Origin of the sequence: Catenulispora sp. GP43, assembly GCF_041260665.1 — a bacterium.
Lineage (GTDB): Bacteria > Actinomycetota > Actinomycetes > Streptomycetales > Catenulisporaceae > Catenulispora.
The window spans coordinates 341,986-360,958 of record NZ_JBGCCT010000002.1 but is presented as its reverse complement, the minus strand read 5'-3'; the positions used below and the strand labels follow the sequence as shown (position 1 = coordinate 360,958).

The window sequence follows — 18,973 nt, the reverse complement described above, 5'->3', positions numbered from 1 at the left end:
CTACCCCAGCCGCTCCAACCGCCGCGACGCGATCTCCGCCGCGACGTCCCCGACCTCGGTCAGCATCGGCGGCGCGAGCTTCCACTGCTGCCAGTACAGCGGCACGTCCACCGGCCGCCCCGGGGCCAGCTCGACGAGTTCCACCTGGCCGAACTGCCTGGCCTGCACGTCGGGGATCAGGCCCCAGCCGAGGCCGGACTCGACCGCGTAGAGGAAGGCGTCGGTGGCGGGCACGTACTGGCGCGGCCCGGACGCCGGCGTGCCGAGGCCGCGCAGGAACGCGTCCTGCAGATCGTCCTTGCGGTTGAAGATGACGACCGGCGCGGCGGCGAGCGCCGCGGCCGTATCCGGCGCGCCGACACCGTCCGGCAGCCAGCGTCTGATGAACCCGCGTGTGGCGACCGCCCGATACCGCATCCGGGCCAGCGGCCGCACCACACACCCCTGCACCGGCTTCGGCGAGGAGGAGACGGCCGCCATCACCAGGCCGGCGCGCAGCAGCTCGTCGGTGTAGTCCTGGTCCTCGCGGTGAAGATCGAAGCACAGCCCCGAGCCGGGGCCGAACCGGGCCGTCACCTCGGGGAACCAGGTGCTCAGGGAGTCGGAGTTCACGGCGATCGACAGCGTCTGCACCGGTGCGGCGCGGCCGGGGCCGCCGGCGCCGCCGCCGGGTTCGCCATCGGCCTGGTCGGCGCCGGTCAGGCCCAGCTCGGCGCGGGCGTTGTCCTCCAGCCAGGCCAGCTGCCGGGCGAAGCGCACCACCGCGACGCCGGACTCGGTCGGGCGCAGCGGCTTGGAGCGGACCAGCAGCACCCGGCCGGTGCGCTGCTCCAGCGCCTTGACGCGCTGGCTGACCGCGGAGGGGGTGACGTGCAGGACGCGGGCCGCGGCCTCGAAGGTGCCGGCGTCCACCGCGACCAGGAGGGTGCGGACGTGGTCCAGAGGCAGGTCCATCATCATGATCTCTAATGATAGCCAAGAAAAGTTAGCTGGTCTTGGGATCACACGCCTTCCTACCATCGTGCTCATGAGCTCCTCCCTCGCGGCCGCCGCAGCCGGCCTCGGCACCGGCCTGTCCCTGATCGTCGCGATCGGCGCGCAGAACGCGTACGTCCTGCGCCAGGGCGTCCGCCGCGAGCACGTGGGCCCGATCGTCGCGATCTGCGCCGCCTCCGACGCGGTCCTGATCGCCGCCGGCGTCGGCGGCCTGGGCGCGCTGGTCCGCAGGATGCCCACGGCCGTGACCGCGATCGCCTGGATCGGCGCGGCCTTCCTGGTGACCTACGGCGTCCTGGCCGCCCGCCGCGCCTGGCGCCAGCAGGACCACCTGGCCGCCGACGGCGCGGGGGAGAAGTCCCTGCGCACCGCGGTCCTGACCTGCCTGGCCCTGACCTGGCTCAACCCCCACGTCTACCTGGACACGGTCCTGCTCCTGGGCACCGTCGGCAACAGCTACGGCGGCGCGCACTGGTACTTCGCCCTCGGCGCCATCACCGGCAGCGTGCTGTGGTTCTCAGGGCTCGGATTCGGCGCTCGCCGCCTGGGCCGGCTGCTGGCGCGCCCGAAGGCCTGGCGGGTGCTGGACGGCGTCATCGCGGTCACGATGATCACGCTGGGCGTCGCGATGGTGGCCAGAACGTGAGGTCAGCGGCGGGTATAGCATCCGGGGCGTGGGGGACTTGGTCTTCGTGAGGCCGCGCAAGCTGATGGGGCTCGGGTTCTACCCGCCGATCGCGGGATTCCCGTGGCACTGGCTGCCGGCGCACACGTCGCTGGCCATCGACGCGGCGGCCGCGATTCCTTTCGTGTTCCTGATCCGGCCGTGGTCCACGACCGTCACGGCCGAGGGCATCACGATCCAGACGCTGCGCCGCCGCTTCATCGCCTGGAGTCAGGTCCGGGACATCACGCTGGACGTGATCGCCGGCGACACCTCGATCGACGTCCGCCTGCACGACGGCTCCCGCCATCGTCTCCCGGCGCCGCTGGAGCGGTACAAGGCCTTCTACGACACCGAGTTCCCCGCCAAGTACGTCGCGATCGTCCAGGCATGGCGTGCAGGGGTCCGGCCCGACAGCGTGTCCACGAGCGTGACCGCCGCCGGGCCGGACTCCGGGCAGATCAGCTCGCCGGGATCACCGACCCGTTGAACGTCTTCTCGATGTACTGCTTCACCTGGTCCGAGGTCAGCAGCGCGGCCAGCTTCTTCACCGCCGGGTCGTTCTCGTGTCCCTTCTTCACCACCAGGATGTTGACGTAGGGGTTGCCGGCCGTCTTCTCCAGCGCCAGCGCGTCCTTGCTCGGGGTGAGCTTGGCCTGCAGGGCGTAGTTGCCGTTGATCACCGCGGCGTCCACGTCGTCCAGGGCACGGGGGAGTTCGGCGGCCTCCAGCGGCTTGAACTTCAGGTGCTTGGGGTTGCTCGCGACGTCCTTCTCCGTGGCGGTGGTGCCGGCGCCGGGCTTGAGGGTGATCAGGTTGTTGTCGGCCAGCAGCTTCAGGGCGCGGCCCTCGTTGGTGGCGTCGTTCGGGACGGCGATGGTCGCGCCGTCCTTGATCTGGTCCAGGGACTTGGCCTTGTGCGAGTACAGGCCCAGCGGTTCCAGGTGGACGCCGACCACCGGGACCAGGTCCGTGCCCTTGCTCTTGTTGAAGTCGTCGAGGTAGGGCTGGTGCTGGAAGTAGTTGGCGTCGACCTCGCCGTCCTGGGTGGCCAGGTTCGGCTGGACGTAGTCGGTGAACTCCTTCACCGTCAGCTTCAGGCCGGCCTTGGCCGCCAGGTTGTCGCGGATGTAGTCCAGGATCTGCGCGTGCGGGACCGGGGAGGCCGCGACGGTGATCGAGTCCACGCCGTCGGCGGCCTTCGCGGTCGCACCCGTTCCGGCGGACTTCGAGGAGGAGCAGGCGGTCAGACCCACGGCCAGGACGCCCGACAGGGCGATCAGGGACGCGGCGAGCTTCTTGTTACGCATAACAAGGTCTTCTTTCTTCCGTGTGATTACCGATGAGCCAGCCGCTTAGCGGTGAAGTCGCCGAGCCACTGAACGATCTGGACGAGGACGATCAGCAGCACGACCGTGGCGATCATGAGCCCGTTCTCGAAGCGCTGGTAGCCGTAGCGGATGGCCAGGTCGCCCAGGCCCCCGCCGCCGATCGCGCCGGCCATGGCCGAGTAGCCGACCAGCGCGACCACGGTCGTCGTCAGGCCGCTGACCAGCGCGGGCAGCGACTCCGGGAGCAGGACCTTGCGCACCGTGGCCAGGTGCGAGGCGCCCATCGCGGCCGAGGCCTCGACCAGGCCCCGGTCGACCTCGCGCACCGCGGTCTCCACCAGCCGGGCGAAGAACGGCACCGCGCCCACGGCCAGCGGCACGATCGCGGCGTCCACGCCGATGGTGGTGCCGACGATCCCGCGGGTGAACGGCGTGATCGCGATCAGCAGGATGATGAACGGCAGCGAGCGCCCGACGTTCACCACCGTGCCCAGCGCCTTGTTCGCCGGCGCGTTGGCCAGCAGGCCGCCGCGGTCGGTGAGCACCAGCAGCAGCCCGATCGGCAGCCCGATCAGCACCGTGAACAGCGCCGACCAGCCGACCATCTGCACGGTCTCCAAGGTCGCCTGCCACAGCAGCGGCTGCATGTCCGACCAGCTCACGACCCGACCTCCTCAAGGGCGTTCCCGGAGACGTCGGCGCAGACCGTCTCCACGTTCAACCCCCGCTCCCGCAGGAACCCGATCGGCACCACGTTGTCCTCGAACCGCCCCGGCAGCCCGATCCGCATCCGCCCGACCGTCTGCCCGTTCACCGTCTCGATCGCCGCGCCCAGAATCGTCACGTCGACCGAGTACGTCCGCGCCAGCTGCGAGATCAGCGGCTGCGCCGTGGAGTCGCCGTGGAACGTGACGTCCACGACCGTGCTCCGCGGCAGCCCGGCCGCGGCCGGCTGCGGCGCCGGGCCCAGCTGGAACAGCTCCCGCGCCAGCTCGGAGCGCTCCCGGCCGAGCAGGTCGGAGATGGTCCCGGACTCGGCGATCCGGCCGTCGCGCATCAGGGCCGCGCTGTCGCACACGGCCTTGACGACCTCCATCTCGTGCGTGATCAGCAGCACCGTGACCCCGAGCCGCTCGTTGACCTCCTTGAGCAGCTTCAGCACGCTGCGCGTGGTCTCCGGGTCCAGCGCCGAGGTGGCCTCGTCGGACAGCAGCACGTGCGGGTCCGCGGCCAGCGCCCGGGCGATCCCGACCCGCTGCTTCTGCCCGCCGGACAGCTGCGCCGGGTGGGCGCCGGCGCGGTCGGCCAGCCCGACCACGTCCAGCAACTCGTCGGCCCGGGCCCGGCGCTCGCGCCGGGTCAGCTTGCCGCCGATCTCCAGCGGCAGCTCGACGTTCTCCCGCGCGGTGCGGCTGGAGAGCAGGTTGAAGTGCTGGAACACCATGCCGATGCGGCGGCGCTCGGCCCGCAGCGCCCGCCCGCTCAGCGCGGTGAGCTCGCGACCGGCCACCGACACCGTGCCGGAAGTGGGGCGCTCGAGCAGGTTCACGCAGCGGATCAGCGTGCTCTTGCCGGCCCCGGAACGGCCGACGACGCCGTAGACCTCGCCGGCGGCCACCGAGAGGTCCACGCCGTCCAGGGCGGTGACCTCACGATTTCGTGCAGGGTAAACCTTTGTCAGGTTCTTGATTTCAATCATGACGCTTTCCAAAAGGCCGCGACCACGCGGCGGCGGGCGCGCGAAAACGGCGCGCCGCTAAGGCTTACAAGGGGGAGGAACTGCTAGAACCCGGTTCGGGGAGGCCAAGCCTCAGCAGCTACACATTCGACACATGGGCATGCCACACATCATCCGCGGCGCCAAGATGGCGGCGGACGTGCGGGAGCTCTGCGTGTCGATCATGGGGATGACTATAGGTGGATCGGCAGGGTGACCCTTACCGCGTCCATTTCGTGAGACAGCGTGGTTTCACGAGCGTGCTGACGTAGCCGTACTGCCGAACCAGTACAGCTACGTCGCCCGCTAGGTCACCCGCTACTTCACCGGATGCACCACCGCCGCGGCACCGCCGCCCCGCCGAGCCGGCTCCGCCGCGGCCTCGACCGCGCCGTCCGGCAGGAACTCCAGCCCGGTCGCGGCCCCGATCTCGGGCGTCGGCGTCCCCGAGGGCGGCGCGAGGGTGAACGTCTCACCCAGCGCCTCCAGCCCCGGGATCTCCGGCAGGTTCAGGAACGCCGGTTCGGCCTGCGTGGAGGAGGCGTTGCGCTGAGAGGCCCGGGGCGCGGCGATCGCCTGCTCCAGGTTCATGCCCAGATCCAGGCGGTCGACCAGGATCTGCAACACCGTGGTGATGATCGTCGCCCCGCCCGGCGAGCCGACCGCGATGAACGGCCTGCCGTCCTTCAGGACGATGGTCGGGGACATCGCCGAGCGCGGCCGCTTGAAGGCGGCCGGCAGGTTCGGGTCCGGCACGCCCGGGTACAGCGGCGTGAAGTCGAAGTCGGTCATCTCGTTGTTGAGCAGGAAGCCCCGGCCGGGCACGGTCATCGCCGAGCCGCCGGTCTGCTCGATGGTCAGCGTGTAGGAGACGACGTCCCCCCACTTGTCCGCGGTCACCAGGTGCGTCGTGGACATGCCCTCGGTGTCGGTGTACGAGGTCCCGGCCGGCGCACTGGACGGGCACGTCGTGCCGCCGCCCGGCGCGAACGGGTTCCCCGGCGCCACCGGAGCCGTCAGCGTACTGGTCGGGCTGATCAGACAGGCGCGGTCCTTGCCGTACTGCGCCGAGGTGAGCTGCTTGGTCGGGACGTCGCTGAAGTTCGCGTCCCCGACCCAGCGGTTGCGGTCCGCGAAGGCGATCTTCGAGGCCTCGTCATACAGGTGCAGCGCCTGCACCTGGTTGGACGGATCGATGTCGAAGTTCGACAGGATGTTGAGAGCCTCGCCGACCGTGGTACCGCCGGAGGACGGCGGCGCGATCGAATAGACGTCCAGGCCCTTGTAGTTCACATGCGTCGGAGCCTGCACCGGCGCGCTGTACCCGGCGATGTCGGCCGCGGTGAGCCGGCCGGGCCGGAAGTCCATCGTCGGATTCGGGATCGTCGGCGGGTGCTGCGAGGTGTTGGCCACCTCCTTGCCCAACTCGCCGCCGTAGAACAGCCCGGGGCCGTCCTTGGCCAGCAGCTTGTAGGTGTTCGCCAGATCCGGGTTCTTGAACACCGAGCCGACCGCCGGCGGCGCGCCGTTGGGCAGGAACAGCTGCGCCGTCGGGGCTATCTGCGAGAACCGCGCCTGGTTCATCGCCGTGAAGGAGTTGAACGTCGGGTCGACGACGAAGCCCTTGGAGGCGATGTCGATGCCGCCCTGCAACGCCTGCTTCAGCGAGATGGTGCCCCAGTCGTCCAGCGCCGTCGTCCACGTCTTCAACGTGCCCGGCACACCCACCGACAGCCCGGAGTTGACCGCGTCGGTGAAGGACAACGGCTGGCCGGTCGCCGGATCGATGAACCAGTTCGTGTTCATCGCCGCCGGGCCCGACTCGCGGCCGTCGATGGTCGACACCTTGTGGGTGCGGGCGTTGTAGTAGACGAAGAAACCACCGCCGCCGATACCGGCCGAATACGGCTCGACGACACCGAGCGCGGCCGCCGTGGCCACCGCCGCGTCCACCGCGTTGCCGCCGTGCTTGAGCACGTCCAGGCCGGCCTGGGTGGCATACGGGCTGACGCTGGCGACCGCACCGCCGTAGCCGGTGGCGACCGGGTCGCGCGGCGGCTGGCCGCCGCCGTGGCCGGCCGGGGCGGCGCGCGCCGCGGTCAGGGTGCCCGTCAGGGCCGCCGCCGTGACCAGGGCGGCGAAAGCTTTGGAGCGTCTGCGTGTGGGGACGGACATCTATGCCTCCGCGTGATCGTTCCGGTACTCCCTGCAGGTCCTCCACTTTGGCAGAGGCCTCATTTCCTGGGAAGCGGCCATGGAATATGCTCAGGCGCCCCTCGGCTATTACCGGGGGTGGTCGGACCGGCTCCCACCGGGGGCTTCGCAGAGTCGATCCGGTCATGGGTTTCGTTCGGTTCCGTCGCCTCGAGGGGGCTCGCGTGTCGAAGCGGGGATGGCTGCTGTTCGCGGCCATGTCGGTGATCTGGGGCATCCCCTACTTGCTGATCAAGGTGGCGCTGGAGGGGATGCCGGCGCCGTTCATCGTGTTCGCGCGCACCGCCATCGGCGCGGCGGTGCTGCTGCCGGTCGCCTGGAAGCGCGGCATGGTGGGCCCGGCGCTGAAGCACTGGCGGTACATCGCGGCGTTCGCGGCGCTGGAGATCGCCGGCCCCTGGCTGCTGCTGGGCGACGCCGAGCAGCACATGACGTCCTCGCTGGCCGGGCTGCTGATCGCGGCCGTGCCGTTCTTCGTCGCGCTGATCATGTGGCGCCTGGGTGAGCGCTCGGCGGTCTCCGGCACCCGCCTGGCCGGCCTGTTCATCGGCATGGCCGGCGTGGTGGCGATCGTCGGGTTGAACATCGGGCAGGTCCAGGTCCTGCGGATGCTGGAGGTGATCGCCGTCGCGGTCGGCTACGCGATCGCGCCGATCATCGCCGACCGCAAACTGGCCGGCGTCCCCACCCTGGCCACCATCACGCTCTCGCTGACCGGCGTGGCCCTGCTGTACGTGCCGATCGCCGCCTTCAGCCACCCGACGCACACGCCCAGGGCCAACGCCCTGGGCGCGGTGGCGGCCCTGGGCCTGATCTGCACCGCCTCGGCGTTCCTGCTGTTCTTCGAGCTGATCGGCGAGGTCGGCCCGGCCAAGTCCTCGATGATCACCTTCGTCAACCCGGCCGTCGCGGTCGCCGGCGGCGTGCTGTTCCTCGGCGAGACCATCAAGGCCGGCATCATCGTCGGCGCTCCGCTGGTGCTGATCGGGCTGATCCTGTCGACGCTGCGCCGGGGCGACGCGGTCGTGCCGGCGGCGGCCGACGCGCTACAGGCGCCGGCCGCCGCGGCTGAGGAACACGGGCCAGAGGCGGCCATGGCCTGAGGCCCAAGGTCTGAGGTCTGAGGCCCTAGGCTCGAGGCCGCCGCCGGACGGACTCAGCTCAGCAGGTTCAGAGTGTTGGTCGCGTCGTCGACGAAGTACACGTCGCCGCGCGGCGCCTGCGCCAGACCGAACAGCGCGCCGGCGCCGGCCGGTGAACCGGAGGAGTCCAGCTGGACGACGTGCACCTGCGCGCCGCCCGGGGTGGTCGCCACGAGGTTGCCGTCGCCGGCGTTCACCGTCAGGATCAGGCCCCTGCGGTCCACCATCAGGCCCAGCGGGGTGTTCAGCGCGCCGCCGCTGGTGACGGTGCGGCCGGTGCCGTCGGCGGTGTGCCGGGTGGCGGCGAACGGGATGGCCGCGATCCGGTTGCCGACGCTGTCCGCCACGTACAAGGTGCCGTGCTCGTCCAGGCCGACGCCGGTCGGCCCGACGACCAGCGCGGCGGGGTCGGTGCGCTCACCGAACCCGCAGCCGATCACCGTGGTCTCCTCGCGCCGCGGCAGCCGGCCGTGCTCCAGGGACAGCCGGATCCGCAGGACGGTGCCCTCGTTCACGACCGCCCCGTTGCCGGCGACCGTGCCGTTGAGCACGTTGGTGACGAACAGGTCGGCCTCGTCGCCCCGGTCCAGGGCGGTCATGTCCCAGGGCCCGTTGATGCCCTGGCCGGCGAAGGTCTCCCGGACCTGGCCGTGGTCGTCCAGCACGATCAGGCAGCCGGCCTGGGCGGTGGCCGAGGTCCCGTCGGCGGTGGGCAGCGAGCCGACGATCACCCAGCCGGAGCGCAGCACCGACAGGGCCGTGGTCAGGCCGACCCCGCCGGGGCACGGGCCGGGCAGGTGCGCCGGGTCGATGGTGGCGAAGGTGGACACCGCCCCGCCCGGGGCGACCTGGACGATGGTCGTGCCGGTGCCCTGCAGGTTGGAGACGGCGTTGAAGTTGCTCACCAGCACGTCGCCCCGGTGCAGGTCGCCGGTGGAGGCCGGGACCACGGCGACGCCGTAGGGGTTCACGTCGCCGTTGGCCGGGACGGTGGAGGCGATGGTGGAGACGGTGTCGGGGAACCGGGCGGCGGCCGCGGGCGTGATCCCCGCCGCCACCCCCAGCCCGATCGCGGCCAGCAGGATGATGGTGCGTACGCGTGCCAAGGACACGGGTTTCGTCCCTTCGATGAGAAGTCGGGTTCCGACCTCTGGTCGGTACTCGACGAAGGGATACACCGTCACATTCCGCGACACGCCGTATATAGCGTCCCTCAGGCGTGGCCGGGCGTGTCGCTACTCCGCCACCCGATACACCTTGTGCTGCGCCGCCTGCGCCCGCGGCCGCACGACCATCAGGTCCACGTTCACATGCGCCGGCCGCGTCACCGACCACACGATGCAGTCCGCGACGTCCTCGGCCACCAGCGGGCCCGGGACGCCGGCATACACCGAGGCGGCCTTGTCCGCGTCGCCACCGAAACGCTTGAGGGAGAACTCGTCGGTCATCACCATGCCGGGCGCGATCTCGATGACGCGGACCGGCTGGTCGAACAGCTCCAGGCGCAGCGTCGCGGTCATGGCGTGCATCGCGTGCTTGGACGCCGCGTAGCCCGCCCCGCCCTCATAGGCGACATGCGCGGCGGTGGAGGTGAGCATCACCACGGTGCCGGCGCCGGAGGCGATCAGCTGGGGCAGCAGCGCCTGGGTGAAGGTCAGCGCGCCCAGGACGTTCGTCTCGAACATCGAGCGCCAGTCCCCGGCATCCGCGGCGGACACCGGGTCCGAGCCGATCGCGCCGCCGGCGTTGTTCACCAGGACGTCACACGACTCCAGACCGGCTGCGAACGCCTTCACGGCCTCGGTGTCGGTCACATCCAGCGCCACCGCCTCCGCCGCCTCGCCGATCTCCGCCGCCAACGCCTCCAGCCGCTCCTTGCGGCGGGCCACGAGGACCACCCGGAACCCCTCGGCGGCCAGCTGGCGCGCGGTGGCGGCGCCGATGCCGCTGCTGGCTCCGGTGACGACGGCGGTCTTGGTCATGGCGGGTCCTTATCGCTATCGGCCGGCCGGCATCGGCTGGTCGGACTTGTCAGTGCTGTCGCGGACAATGATCGGATGCAGATCGCGGCGACCTACGACCCCGAGGGTTTCAGGGATCGAGGCTTCGTTCAAGCGATCACCGACACCGGCGAGGCGGCAGGGCCGGCGCGCGCCGTCGAGGACCTGGAAGCCGAGGTCGGGGCGCTGGAGGCGGCTGGGGCCGGCGACCCGGGTCTGGCTGGTCTGCCCGGTCTGCCCGGTCCGCTCAGCGGCGGGCGCGCCGGCCCGGCCATCGGGTCCGCGGCCGGCCAGACCCAGCCCGGCCACCCGCGCTGGGTATGGCCGGCCACCGCCGACCTCGCCCCGGCCCTGCTGCGCCGCGGCGTGCGCGTCGACCGCTGCCACGACCTGGCCCTCACCGAGGCCCTGCTGCTGGCCTACGAGGGCCGCTGCGGCGAGCCGCGCTCCCTGGGCGCCGCCTGGGCCCGGCTGCACGGCCTGCCGGTCCCCGAGGACCGGGCCGAGGGCACCATGGCCGCCCCGGCCGACAACCCGACCACCCAGCCGGCGTTGTTCGAGCCGGACCGCTCCGGGCTGGCCGCCGACGTCGATCCGCTGCGTGCGGTGCGCGAGGTCTACGCCGACCAGCTGCGCCGGATCGCGGCCACCGCGAACCCCGGCGGGTTCCGGCTGTTGGTGGCCGCCGAGTCCGCGGCCTCGCTGGCCGCCGCCGAGATGGCGCACGCCGGCCTGCCCTGGCGCGCCGACGTGCACAGCCGGATCCTGGAGGAGGTGCTGGGCCCGCGTCCGCCGGACGGCTCGCCGCCCCGGGAGATGGCCGCGGCGGCGGCCCGGCTGGCCGAGGCGCTCGGGGTCCGCACGCTGAACCCCGACTCCGCACCGCAGGTGACCAAGGCCTTCGCCGACGCCGGGGTGCGGCTTCCCTCGCTGCGCCGCTGGGAGCTCAAGGAGATCGACCACCCGGCGATCCCGTTGCTGCTGAAGTACAAGGAGCTCTCGCGCCTGTACTCGTTCAACGGCTGGGCCTGGCGCGACACCTGGGTCGTGGCCGGCCGCTTCCGGCCCGAGTACAGCGTCGGCGGCGTCGTCACCGGACGCTGGGCGGCCCGTGGCGGCGGCGCGCTGCAGATCGCGCGGCGGCTGCGCAAAGCGGTCATCGCCGACCCCGGCTGGGTGTTCGTCTCCGCCGACGCCGCGCAGCTGGAACCGCGCATCCTGGCCGCTATGGCGCAGGACGCGGGCATGGCCGAGGCGACGCAGAGCGATGACATGTACGCCGCTCTGGCCGGGGTCTTCGAGGGCTCCCGCGACCAGGCCAAGCTCGGGCTGCTCGGGGCCATGTACGGGCAGACCGGCGGCGGGGCCGCAGCGCCCCTGGCCCTGATGCGCCGCCGTTTCCCGAAGGCCACGGCGCTGCTGGACGACGCGGCCCGCGAGGGCGAGCGCGGCCGCCTGGTCCGCTCCCAGCTCGGCCGCACCTGCCCGCCGCCCTCGCAGCGCTGGCAGAGCGCGATCGCCGGGGACGCCGAGGCCGGGGCCGACGACGACAGCAACCGGCGCTCCGGCCAGGTGGCCCGGGCCCGGGGCCGGTTCACCCGCAACTTCGTCATCCAGGCCACCGCCGCGGAGTGGGCCGAGGTGCTGCTGGCGCTGCTGCGGCAGCGGCTGCGCGCCCTGGACGGACCGCAGCTGGTGTTCTTCCAGCACGACGAGGTGCTGGTGCACGCGCCGCGTGAGCACGCCGAGGCGGTAGCTGCGATGATCATTGAGTGCGCCGCCGGCGCCGGGCGGCTGGTATTCGGTCCTTCACCGGTCCGATTTCCTATGAGCGTTCACTCGGTGGAGTGTTACGGGGACGCCAAATAGTGCACAACGAGTGACAGTGCGATCACCCAGAGGGCATGCTCCAGTGATGTGGAAACCAATGTGGAAGTCGAAGAAGTAGTCCTGCTGTCCGAGGACGGCAGCCCGATCGGCGCTGCGCCGAAGGCCACCGTGCACACCGAGAACACCCCGCTGCACCTGGCCTTCTCCTGCTACGTCTTCGACGGCCTGCAGCGTCTGCTCATCACCCGGCGCGCCGATTCCAAGCGCACCTGGCCCGGAGTGTGGACCAACTCCGCGTGCGGGCATCCGGGGCCGGGGGAGCAGATGGAGGACGCCGTGCGCCGGCGGCTCTCCAGTGAACTGGGCCTGAACATTTCCGCCGTCCACCCGATCCTGCCGGATTTCCGTTACCGGGCGGTAATGCCGAACGGCATCGTCGAGAACGAAGTCTGCCCGGTGTTCCGGGCCACGGTCGCGACCGGAATTGCGCCGTCGCCCGATCCCGCCGAAGTGGGCGAATACCGGTGGATTCCGTGGGCTGATTTCAGCCGTCAAGTCCTTTCCGGTTCCTTCGAGGTGTCGCCGTGGTGCCGCCTTCAAGTCGAGCAGTTGGCCGCCCAGGATATGGACAACTGGATGTGTTGATCTTCGTGGTGATCATGTGATCACACAGGGGCTTGTTCGACACCTGTGAAGTCGGGCATCATTGCGCGGTGCCCGATCCCTTTACGCGCTCTTGGGAATTGCTTGACGATGCCCAACTGCCCGACCCCCCGCCGGCAGCCGTCTGAGCCCCCATGAGCCCCCACGACTTCAAGCCCGTCATGCACCCGGCCGGATTCGACGAGCCGCTGGCGCGGATCCTCGGTGAGGTCCGCACCGGCCACTGGTTCTCGATGGCCGAGCTGCTGGCCGACTCCTCGCGCGACCGCCGCCTGCGCGGCACCCGCATAGCGCTGCTGGCGCAGGTCGCCGCCGGCTCCAACGCGGTCGACGAGTGGGTCGGCGAGCGTCCGCGCGACCCCGACGCCGTCGCGATGGCCGCTCGGGTGGCGGTCGAGAGGGCCTGCAAGGCCGCTGCCAAGGGCCTGGACCAGGCGCAGAGCCTGGGCCGGCGGGCCGCCGAACTGTGCGCGGAGGCCGCGGCCATGGACCCCGGGGACCCGGTGCCCTATCTGGGCCGGCTGGCCCTGGCCGCCGGGTTCGGCGAGCGCGTCGAGGGCCCCGCCTCCTGTCCGGTCCCGGGACCCTGGCACGCCTTCCGCGACCTGTGGCGCGTCGACCCGGCCAACCGTGAGGGCTGTCACCGGATGCTCAGCGCCGTCGGCTCCGGCCCCGGCCCGAGCCCGGCCGCCGCGCAGCTGTTCGCGGCCAGCATCGTCAGCGGCGTCGGTCTGAGCAGCCTGTCCCCATTGCAGCTGCTGCCCCTTTACGCGCTGGTCATCGCCTACGAATACCGCAAGGCTCAAAACGACGGCCTGGCCCACCTGCTGTGGACCACCGACTCCACCCGCACCGAGATGGCCCGGGGCTGGAACTGGTTCACCAGCACCGGCAAGGACGACTGGCTGGTCGTGGACCTGTCGCACCTGGCCCACGTCCTGGTCGTCGGCGGCCGTTCCGATCTGGCCGCGGACGTGTTCGCGGCCCTGGGACCCTACGGTTCGAACCGGCCGTGGGCCGTGGTCTCGGCGACGGGGGACGCCGTGGAGGAGTTCGTCAGGGCGCGGTACACCGCGCTGTCGGCAGCGGCGCGGCGCACCGACCCCTCCGGTCGGCAGCGCGCCGGACCCTAGCGCGCGGCCGGCATCGCACAGTAACTCAGGGTTCAGATTTCTCAACGAAATCCGAACCCGCCTCGGGGAAAACGCACCATCGCAGTGAGCTCATTCGCACCATCGCCAAACGCACAACCCTTCCCCCCTAGTTGGGCCTCGAAGCGAAAACGGAACGAGACCATGTCGATGACTCAAAGCTCAGATAGCTCTGCCTGGAGTGACACCGACTCCGCCGACGCCGCGCAACTGCGCGCCATCGGCTACGAGCCGGTGCTGTCCCGCAAGATGTCCGGCTTCGGCAACTTCGCGATCAGTTTCTCCATCATCTCCATCCTGTCCGGCTGTATGACGCTGTTCGGCTTCGGCATGGCCACCGGAGGCCCGGCCGTCATGGTCTGGGGCTGGATCGGGGTCACGATCGCGGTCCTGCTCATCGGCCTGAGCCTGGCCGAGGTCACCAGCGTCTACCCGACCTCCGGCGCGCTGTTCTTCATGGCCCACCGCCTCGGCGGCAAGGGCTGGGGCTGGATCACCGGCTGGCTGAACATGCTGGGCCTGTTCGGGGTCATAGCCGGCATCGACTACGGCGCCGCGGAGTTCATCGGAGCGTTCACCGGCATGGCGTTCGGCTGGACCCCGGACAAGTACGGGCTGATCGCCATCTTCGCCGGCGTGCTGCTGCTGCACGGCGTGCTGAACACCTTCGGCGTGCGGGTGCTGGACCTGTTCAACCGGGTCAGCGTCTGGTGGCACCTGCTGGGCGTGGCCTTCATCGTCGCGGTGCTGTTCGTCGTCCCGGCGCACCACCAGAGCGCCAGCTTCGTCTTCACGCACTACGCCAACGCCACCGGCTTCAAGAGCGCGATCTACGTCAGCGCCATCGGCCTGCTGCTCACCGGCTACACCCTGACCGGCTACGACGCCTCGGCCCACATGTCCGAGGAGACCTCCCAGGCATCGACCCTGGCCCCCAAGGGCATCGTCCGGTCCATCTGGGTCTCCGGCATCGCCGGCCTGGTCCTGATCGTCGCCTTCCTGTTCTCCATCCAGGGCGGCGCCGACAGCTACGCCACCGAGTCCGCGGGCTCGGGCTACGGCGGCGCGGTGACGGCCCCGTCGATCATCATGCTCGACGCCCTGGGCCAGCACTGGGCCGAGGTCCTGACGCTGGTCATCATCGTCGCCCAGCTGTGCTGCGGCCTGGCGGCCGTGGGCTCGGCGGCCCGCATGGTCTTCGCCTTCTCCCGGGACGGCGCCCTGCCCGGCTCCAAGACCTGGCGCAAGGTCAACCGCGCGGCGGTCCCGACCAACGCCATGTGGCTGGTGGTCGTCGTGGCCTTCCTGCTGACCCTGCCCTCGCTGTGGACCATCCAGGCCTACGGCGCGGTGACCGCCATCGCCTCCATCGGCCTGGCCCCGGCCTACGTCATCCCCGGCTTCCTGCGCGCCCGGCAGGGCAAGAACTTCAAGGCCGGAGCCTGGAACCTGGGCAAGTGGGGCCCGCTGGTCGGCTACATCGCCTCGGTGTGGGTGGTGATCGAGGTCGTGCTGTTCTGCCTGCCGCAGGCCTCGCCGATCACCGCGCTGACGTTCAACTACGCACCGATCGCCCTGGTCGCCGCGCTGCTGCTGTCGTGGGTCTGGTGGCTGGCGCGCGGGCGCGCCTCCTACGCGCCCCCGGCCGGCGCGGTCGAGGCCGAGCAGTTCGCGGACCTGGACGTGATCTAAGCACCTCGCTTGACCGTCGCAGTGTTCTGGCGCGCCCCGGGGATCCCGGGGCGCGCTCGCTTTTCCCCGGCGCTCAGCGCGGCGTCGGCAGACGTGACAGGAACACCTCGAACGCCGTCGGATCGACCTTCATGGTCCCCGAATACGGGTAACTCATCTCCCTGACGACCACCAGCGAGACCACCACCAGCCCGGCCAGCGTCATCACCATCACGGTGTGCGCGAAGGAACTCGACAGGCCGAACAAGAACGTGAACGCGATGGTCACCAGCGCGCTGCCGATCAGGATCGCCCACAACAGCGGCGGCAACGACTCCTCGGTCTGGTTCAGACGCTCCCTTCGTTGCTCGGCCAGCGACTCCACATGGGTCAGAACGTGGTCATAGAGCACCTGCTGCGAGATGTCGGCCGGACGGAAGGCGAAGACACTGTCCCGGATCTGATACACCAGGTCGGTGGCCTTCGGACTGGTCTGGTGCTCGGCCAGCAGCGGCCATTCGTCGTCGATGACGGTGTGCGCGTAGTCCAGGGTCTCGTGCTCCAGCCGCGAACCCAGCGGCAGCGGCATCTGGCGCGAGATCCAGTAGATGCCGGCGAGCTCGTTGGCCTCCTTGAAGGTGGTCTGGTGGGCGTTGTCGTTGTTCGTCCACAGAGCCACCACGACGAAGGCCAGCGGCACCGCGAACACCACGGACACCGTGGCGAAGATGAAGCCGGCGACGTCGTTGTGCGGTTCGCGCCGGTGATGCGGGATGAAGCGTTCGAACAGACGCAGGGTGATGAAGGTCAGGATGAGGACGGCGACGATGATGCCGTAGTCCTTCGCGGTCATGACGGCTCCCCGTTTCGTGGTGCAGTGGTGCCCTTGGTGCCCTTGGTGCTGTGGTGCTGTGGTGCTGTGCGTGTTGCTGCCGTGGTGTCGCCGTGCTGCGGCTAGTTGGTCCGCCGCGTGATCAGCTCGGCGATCGCGCGCAAGTCGTGCACCCTGGTGTGGTCCACCCCCGGCGCGCGCCGCAGATGCGCATGCGCCTTCGCCACCCGCGCGGTGGCCTCGGTCACCGCCCATGCGCGCCCGCCGGCCCGTTCGACGGCGTCCGTGGCGTGCCGGAGTTCGTGCTCGGTGAAGTCCCGGCCCAGGGCATACAACCGCGCCAGCTCCACCGCCGCCGCCGAACTAGCCGACAACGCGGCCACCACCGGCAACGACTTCTTACGGGCCCTGAGATCCGAGCCCACCGGCTTGCCGGTGAGCGCCGGATCGCCCCAGATGCCCAGCAGATCGTCGGTCAGCTGGAAGGCCATGCCGATCTCGCGGCCGAACAGGTCCAGCGCCGCCACGGCCAGCGGATCGGCGTGCACCGACAGCGCCCCCAGCGCACACGCGCACCCCAGCAGCGCGCCGGTCTTCTTGCCGGCCATCGCCATGCACTCCTCGAGCGTGACGTCGTCGCGCTGCTCGAAGGCGCAGTCCTCGTACTGGCCGTCGCAGATCTCGATGACGCACTCCGCCAGCCGGCTCGCCGCCTCCCCGCCGACCAGGCGCAGCGCCAGCGCCAGCATCGCGTCGCCGGCCAGGATCGCGTTATCGGCCCCGAACACCGTCCAGGCCGTGGGACGGTGGCGGCGGGTGTGGTCGCGGTCGATGACGTCGTCGTGCAGCAGCGTGAAGTTGTGCGTCAGCTCCACGGCGGCGGCCGCGGCCAGGACCGCAGAGTCGGCGACCGGCTCGCCGCCGGTGGCCGCCGCGGCGGCCAGGACCAGGCCCGGCCGCAGGAGTTTGCCACCGTCGGCCTCGATCGCCACGCCCTCGGCGTCCTGCCAGCCGAGGTGGTACGCGGCGATCGTGCGCAACCGCCCCGGCAGGGTGTCCACGGCCGTGCGCAACACCGGCTCGACCAGGTCGCGGGTCCGGTGCAGCGTCGCCTCCGCGTGCGACCTGACGTCGGCCGTGTGGCGCTGGCCGTGCGGCTGGTCATGCGGGTCATGCCGGTCATGCTGGGCAGGGTCACCGGTTACGCCGGTGCCGGCTATCTTCGGCGGCCCCTCGTCCGTCATCGTCAGCGGCTCAGCCACGGGGCCGCGCGATCTCGACGTTCTCCAGTACCCCGAGCGCGTCCGGGACCAGCACCGCCGCCGAGTAGTAGGCGCTCACCAGATAAGAGGTGATGGCCTTGTCGTCCACGCCCATGAACCGCACCGACAACCCCGGCTGGTACTCGTCCGGGATCCCGGTCTGGTGCAGACCGACCACGCCCTGCTCCGCCTCGCCGACCCGCAGCGCCAGGATCGAGGTGGTGTGGCCGTCCAGCACCGGGATCTTCGGCACCGGCAGCAGCGGCACGCCGCGCCACGCCGACACCTGCGTCCCCAGCAGATCCATGGTCCCCGGGTAGATCCCGCGCTTGGTGCACTCCCGGCCGAACGCCGCGATCGCCTTCGGGTGCGCCAGCAGATGCGTGGTGTCGCGGCGCAGCGACAGCAGCTCGTCCAGGTCGTCCGGGGTCGGCGGACCGGAGTGGGTGTGCACGCGCTGCTCGAAACCGGCGTTGTGCAGCAAGCCGAAGCTGCGGTTGTTGACCAGCTCGTCCTCCTGCCGCTCGCGCACCGCCTCGATCGTCAGCCGCAGCTGCTGGTCCAGCTGGCTCATCGGCTTGTTGTAGAGGTCCGCGACGCGGGTGTGGATCCGCAGCACGGTCTGCGCCACCGACAGCTCGTACTCGCGCGGCTTGAGCTCGTAGTCGGCGAACGTGCCCGGCAGCTCGGCCTCGCCCTCGTGCCCGGCCGCCAGCGCGATCTCCGCCTCGCCGTGCGCGTTCTGCGCCTTGCCGCGGGTGCTGCGGTGCTCGGCCAGATGCCGCCGCAGCGCCTCCGACCGCTCGATCAGGGCCCTGACGTCCGAGGCCGGCACCGACAGCGCGATGACCGGGGTCGCGGCGCGCGCCGTGGTCTTCCAACGGGGGGCGTGGCCGTTGGTGGCGGCGCCGCCGGCGGCCGTTGTGTGGAACACCTCCTCGCCCAGGTGGTCGCCGTCGGCGAGGTGGCCGTGCACGGCGTCGTCGCCGTACTTGCCCTGTCCGGCCAGGTCCACCTTGCCGTGCGCGATCAGCCATAACGTGTCCACCGGGGTCCCGGCCTCGGTCAGGGCCTGCCCGGCGCGCAACTCGCGCACGGTGAAGCGCGAGGCCAGCTCGGCCAGCAGCGCCTCGTCGCCGAACCCGCGCAGCGGCGGCAGCTCGGTCAAGGTGGGGGCCAGCACGCTCACGTCGTCGTCGCCGGCCTGGCTGAACGCCACCCGGCCGCGGCCCACGGCGTGGCTGAGCCGGCGGTTCACCCGGTAGGTGCCGCCGGAGGCCTGCACCCAGGGCAGGACCCGCAACAGCCAGCGCGAGGTGATGCCCTGCATCTGCGGCGGCGTCTTGGTCGTGGTGGCCAGGTTCCGCGCCGCCGCGGTGTCCAGGCTGAGCTGCTCGCCCTCGGCTGCCGTCCCGGGTGCCGCGCTCTGGTCGACCGTCATCGTGCCCCCTCCAAAACGATGGATGCTTCTCGTCTCCATCGTGAGTCCGTTGGCGGACC

Annotated in this window: 17 protein-coding genes; 7 read left to right on the top strand and 10 right to left on the bottom strand. The window is 70.9% G+C overall.

Annotation, left to right across the window (positions count from 1 at the left end; translation table 11 throughout):
- Complete coding sequence (locus tag ABH926_RS05265; RefSeq protein ID WP_370364564.1) at positions 1-957, bottom strand: LysR family transcriptional regulator ArgP; 957 nt, start codon at positions 955-957, stop codon at positions 1-3.
- 70 nt (positions 958-1,027) lie between these two features.
- Here ABH926_RS05265 and ABH926_RS05260 point away from each other — a divergent pair, with 70 nt between their 5' ends.
- The gene (locus tag ABH926_RS05260) at positions 1,028-1,642 is read left to right on the top strand and encodes a LysE/ArgO family amino acid transporter (RefSeq protein ID WP_370364190.1); all 615 of its coding nucleotides are present in this window, start codon (positions 1,028-1,030) and stop codon (positions 1,640-1,642) included.
- Between the two features lie 28 nt (positions 1,643-1,670).
- Positions 1,671-2,150, top strand: coding sequence for a hypothetical protein (locus ABH926_RS05255; protein ID WP_370364189.1), 480 nt, complete (start codon positions 1,671-1,673; stop codon positions 2,148-2,150).
- Here the strand turns inward: ABH926_RS05255 and ABH926_RS05250 are convergent.
- From ABH926_RS05250 to ggt, 4 genes are all read right to left on the bottom strand, one after another.
- Positions 2,122-2,970, bottom strand: coding sequence for a MetQ/NlpA family ABC transporter substrate-binding protein (locus tag ABH926_RS05250; protein ID WP_370364188.1), 849 nt, complete (start codon positions 2,968-2,970; stop codon positions 2,122-2,124). The two genes, ABH926_RS05255 and ABH926_RS05250, sit on opposite strands and share 29 nt — an antisense overlap.
- 26 nt (positions 2,971-2,996) lie before the next feature.
- Positions 2,997-3,653, bottom strand: a complete 657-nt coding sequence (locus ABH926_RS05245) for a methionine ABC transporter permease (RefSeq protein WP_370364187.1) — start codon at positions 3,651-3,653, stop codon at positions 2,997-2,999.
- Entirely contained in the window at positions 3,650-4,690 is a 1,041-nt protein-coding gene (locus ABH926_RS05240; RefSeq protein ID WP_370364186.1) for a methionine ABC transporter ATP-binding protein, read from the bottom strand. Before ABH926_RS05240 ends, ABH926_RS05245 begins: the two co-directional genes overlap by 4 nt.
- Before the next feature lie 336 nt (positions 4,691-5,026).
- The gene (gene ggt, locus ABH926_RS05235; protein ID WP_370364185.1) at positions 5,027-6,883 is read right to left on the bottom strand and encodes a gamma-glutamyltransferase; all 1,857 of its coding nucleotides are present in this window, start codon (positions 6,881-6,883) and stop codon (positions 5,027-5,029) included.
- Positions 6,884-7,086: 203 nt separating this feature from the next.
- On the opposite strand from ggt, the gene ABH926_RS05230 reads away from it, so the two are divergent.
- Positions 7,087-8,025 (top strand): DMT family transporter, encoded by a 939-nt coding sequence (locus ABH926_RS05230; protein WP_370364184.1) that lies wholly within the window; start codon positions 7,087-7,089, stop codon positions 8,023-8,025.
- A 53-nt stretch (positions 8,026-8,078) separates the two neighbouring features.
- Here ABH926_RS05230 and ABH926_RS05225 read toward each other — a convergent pair whose 3' ends face one another.
- Together ABH926_RS05225 and ABH926_RS05220 are read right to left on the bottom strand one after the other, a co-directional pair.
- Positions 8,079-9,176 carry a hypothetical protein gene (locus ABH926_RS05225; RefSeq protein WP_370364183.1) on the bottom strand — a complete coding sequence of 366 codons (1,098 nt, stop codon included), beginning with the start codon at positions 9,174-9,176 and terminating at the stop codon, positions 8,079-8,081.
- A gap of 123 nt (positions 9,177-9,299) precedes the next feature.
- A complete protein-coding gene (locus ABH926_RS05220; RefSeq protein ID WP_370364182.1) occupies positions 9,300-10,046 on the bottom strand; it encodes an SDR family NAD(P)-dependent oxidoreductase in 747 nt (248 codons plus the stop codon).
- A gap of 75 nt (positions 10,047-10,121) precedes the next feature.
- On the opposite strand from ABH926_RS05220, the gene ABH926_RS05215 reads away from it, so the two are divergent.
- The 4 genes from ABH926_RS05215 (at position 10,122) to ABH926_RS05200 (ending at position 15,400) form a co-directional block, all read left to right on the top strand.
- Entirely contained in the window at positions 10,122-11,933 is a 1,812-nt protein-coding gene (locus ABH926_RS05215) for a bifunctional 3'-5' exonuclease/DNA polymerase (protein ID WP_370364181.1), read from the top strand.
- Between the two features lie 48 nt (positions 11,934-11,981).
- Complete coding sequence (gene idi / locus ABH926_RS05210) at positions 11,982-12,539, top strand: isopentenyl-diphosphate Delta-isomerase (protein ID WP_370364180.1); 558 nt, start codon at positions 11,982-11,984, stop codon at positions 12,537-12,539.
- Between the two features lie 152 nt (positions 12,540-12,691).
- Complete coding sequence (locus ABH926_RS05205) at positions 12,692-13,690, top strand: hypothetical protein (RefSeq protein WP_370364179.1); 999 nt, start codon at positions 12,692-12,694, stop codon at positions 13,688-13,690.
- A 162-nt stretch (positions 13,691-13,852) separates the two neighbouring features.
- On the top strand, positions 13,853-15,400 hold the full coding sequence (locus tag ABH926_RS05200; RefSeq protein WP_370364178.1) for an amino acid permease: 1,548 nt from the start codon (positions 13,853-13,855) through the stop codon (positions 15,398-15,400).
- A gap of 73 nt (positions 15,401-15,473) precedes the next feature.
- Here the strand turns inward: ABH926_RS05200 and ABH926_RS05195 are convergent, their stop codons facing one another.
- From ABH926_RS05195 to ABH926_RS05185, 3 genes are all read right to left on the bottom strand, one after another.
- Complete coding sequence (locus ABH926_RS05195; protein ID WP_370364177.1) at positions 15,474-16,232, bottom strand: DUF4239 domain-containing protein; 759 nt, start codon at positions 16,230-16,232, stop codon at positions 15,474-15,476.
- A 101-nt stretch (positions 16,233-16,333) separates the two neighbouring features.
- Positions 16,334-17,473 carry a polyprenyl synthetase family protein gene (locus ABH926_RS05190; protein ID WP_370364176.1) on the bottom strand — a complete coding sequence of 380 codons (1,140 nt, stop codon included), beginning with the start codon at positions 17,471-17,473 and terminating at the stop codon, positions 16,334-16,336.
- Entirely contained in the window at positions 17,466-18,914 is a 1,449-nt protein-coding gene (locus ABH926_RS05185; RefSeq protein ID WP_370364175.1) for a family 2B encapsulin nanocompartment shell protein, read from the bottom strand. Before ABH926_RS05185 ends, ABH926_RS05190 begins: the two co-directional genes overlap by 8 nt.
- Positions 18,915-18,973: the final 59 nt, after the last annotated feature.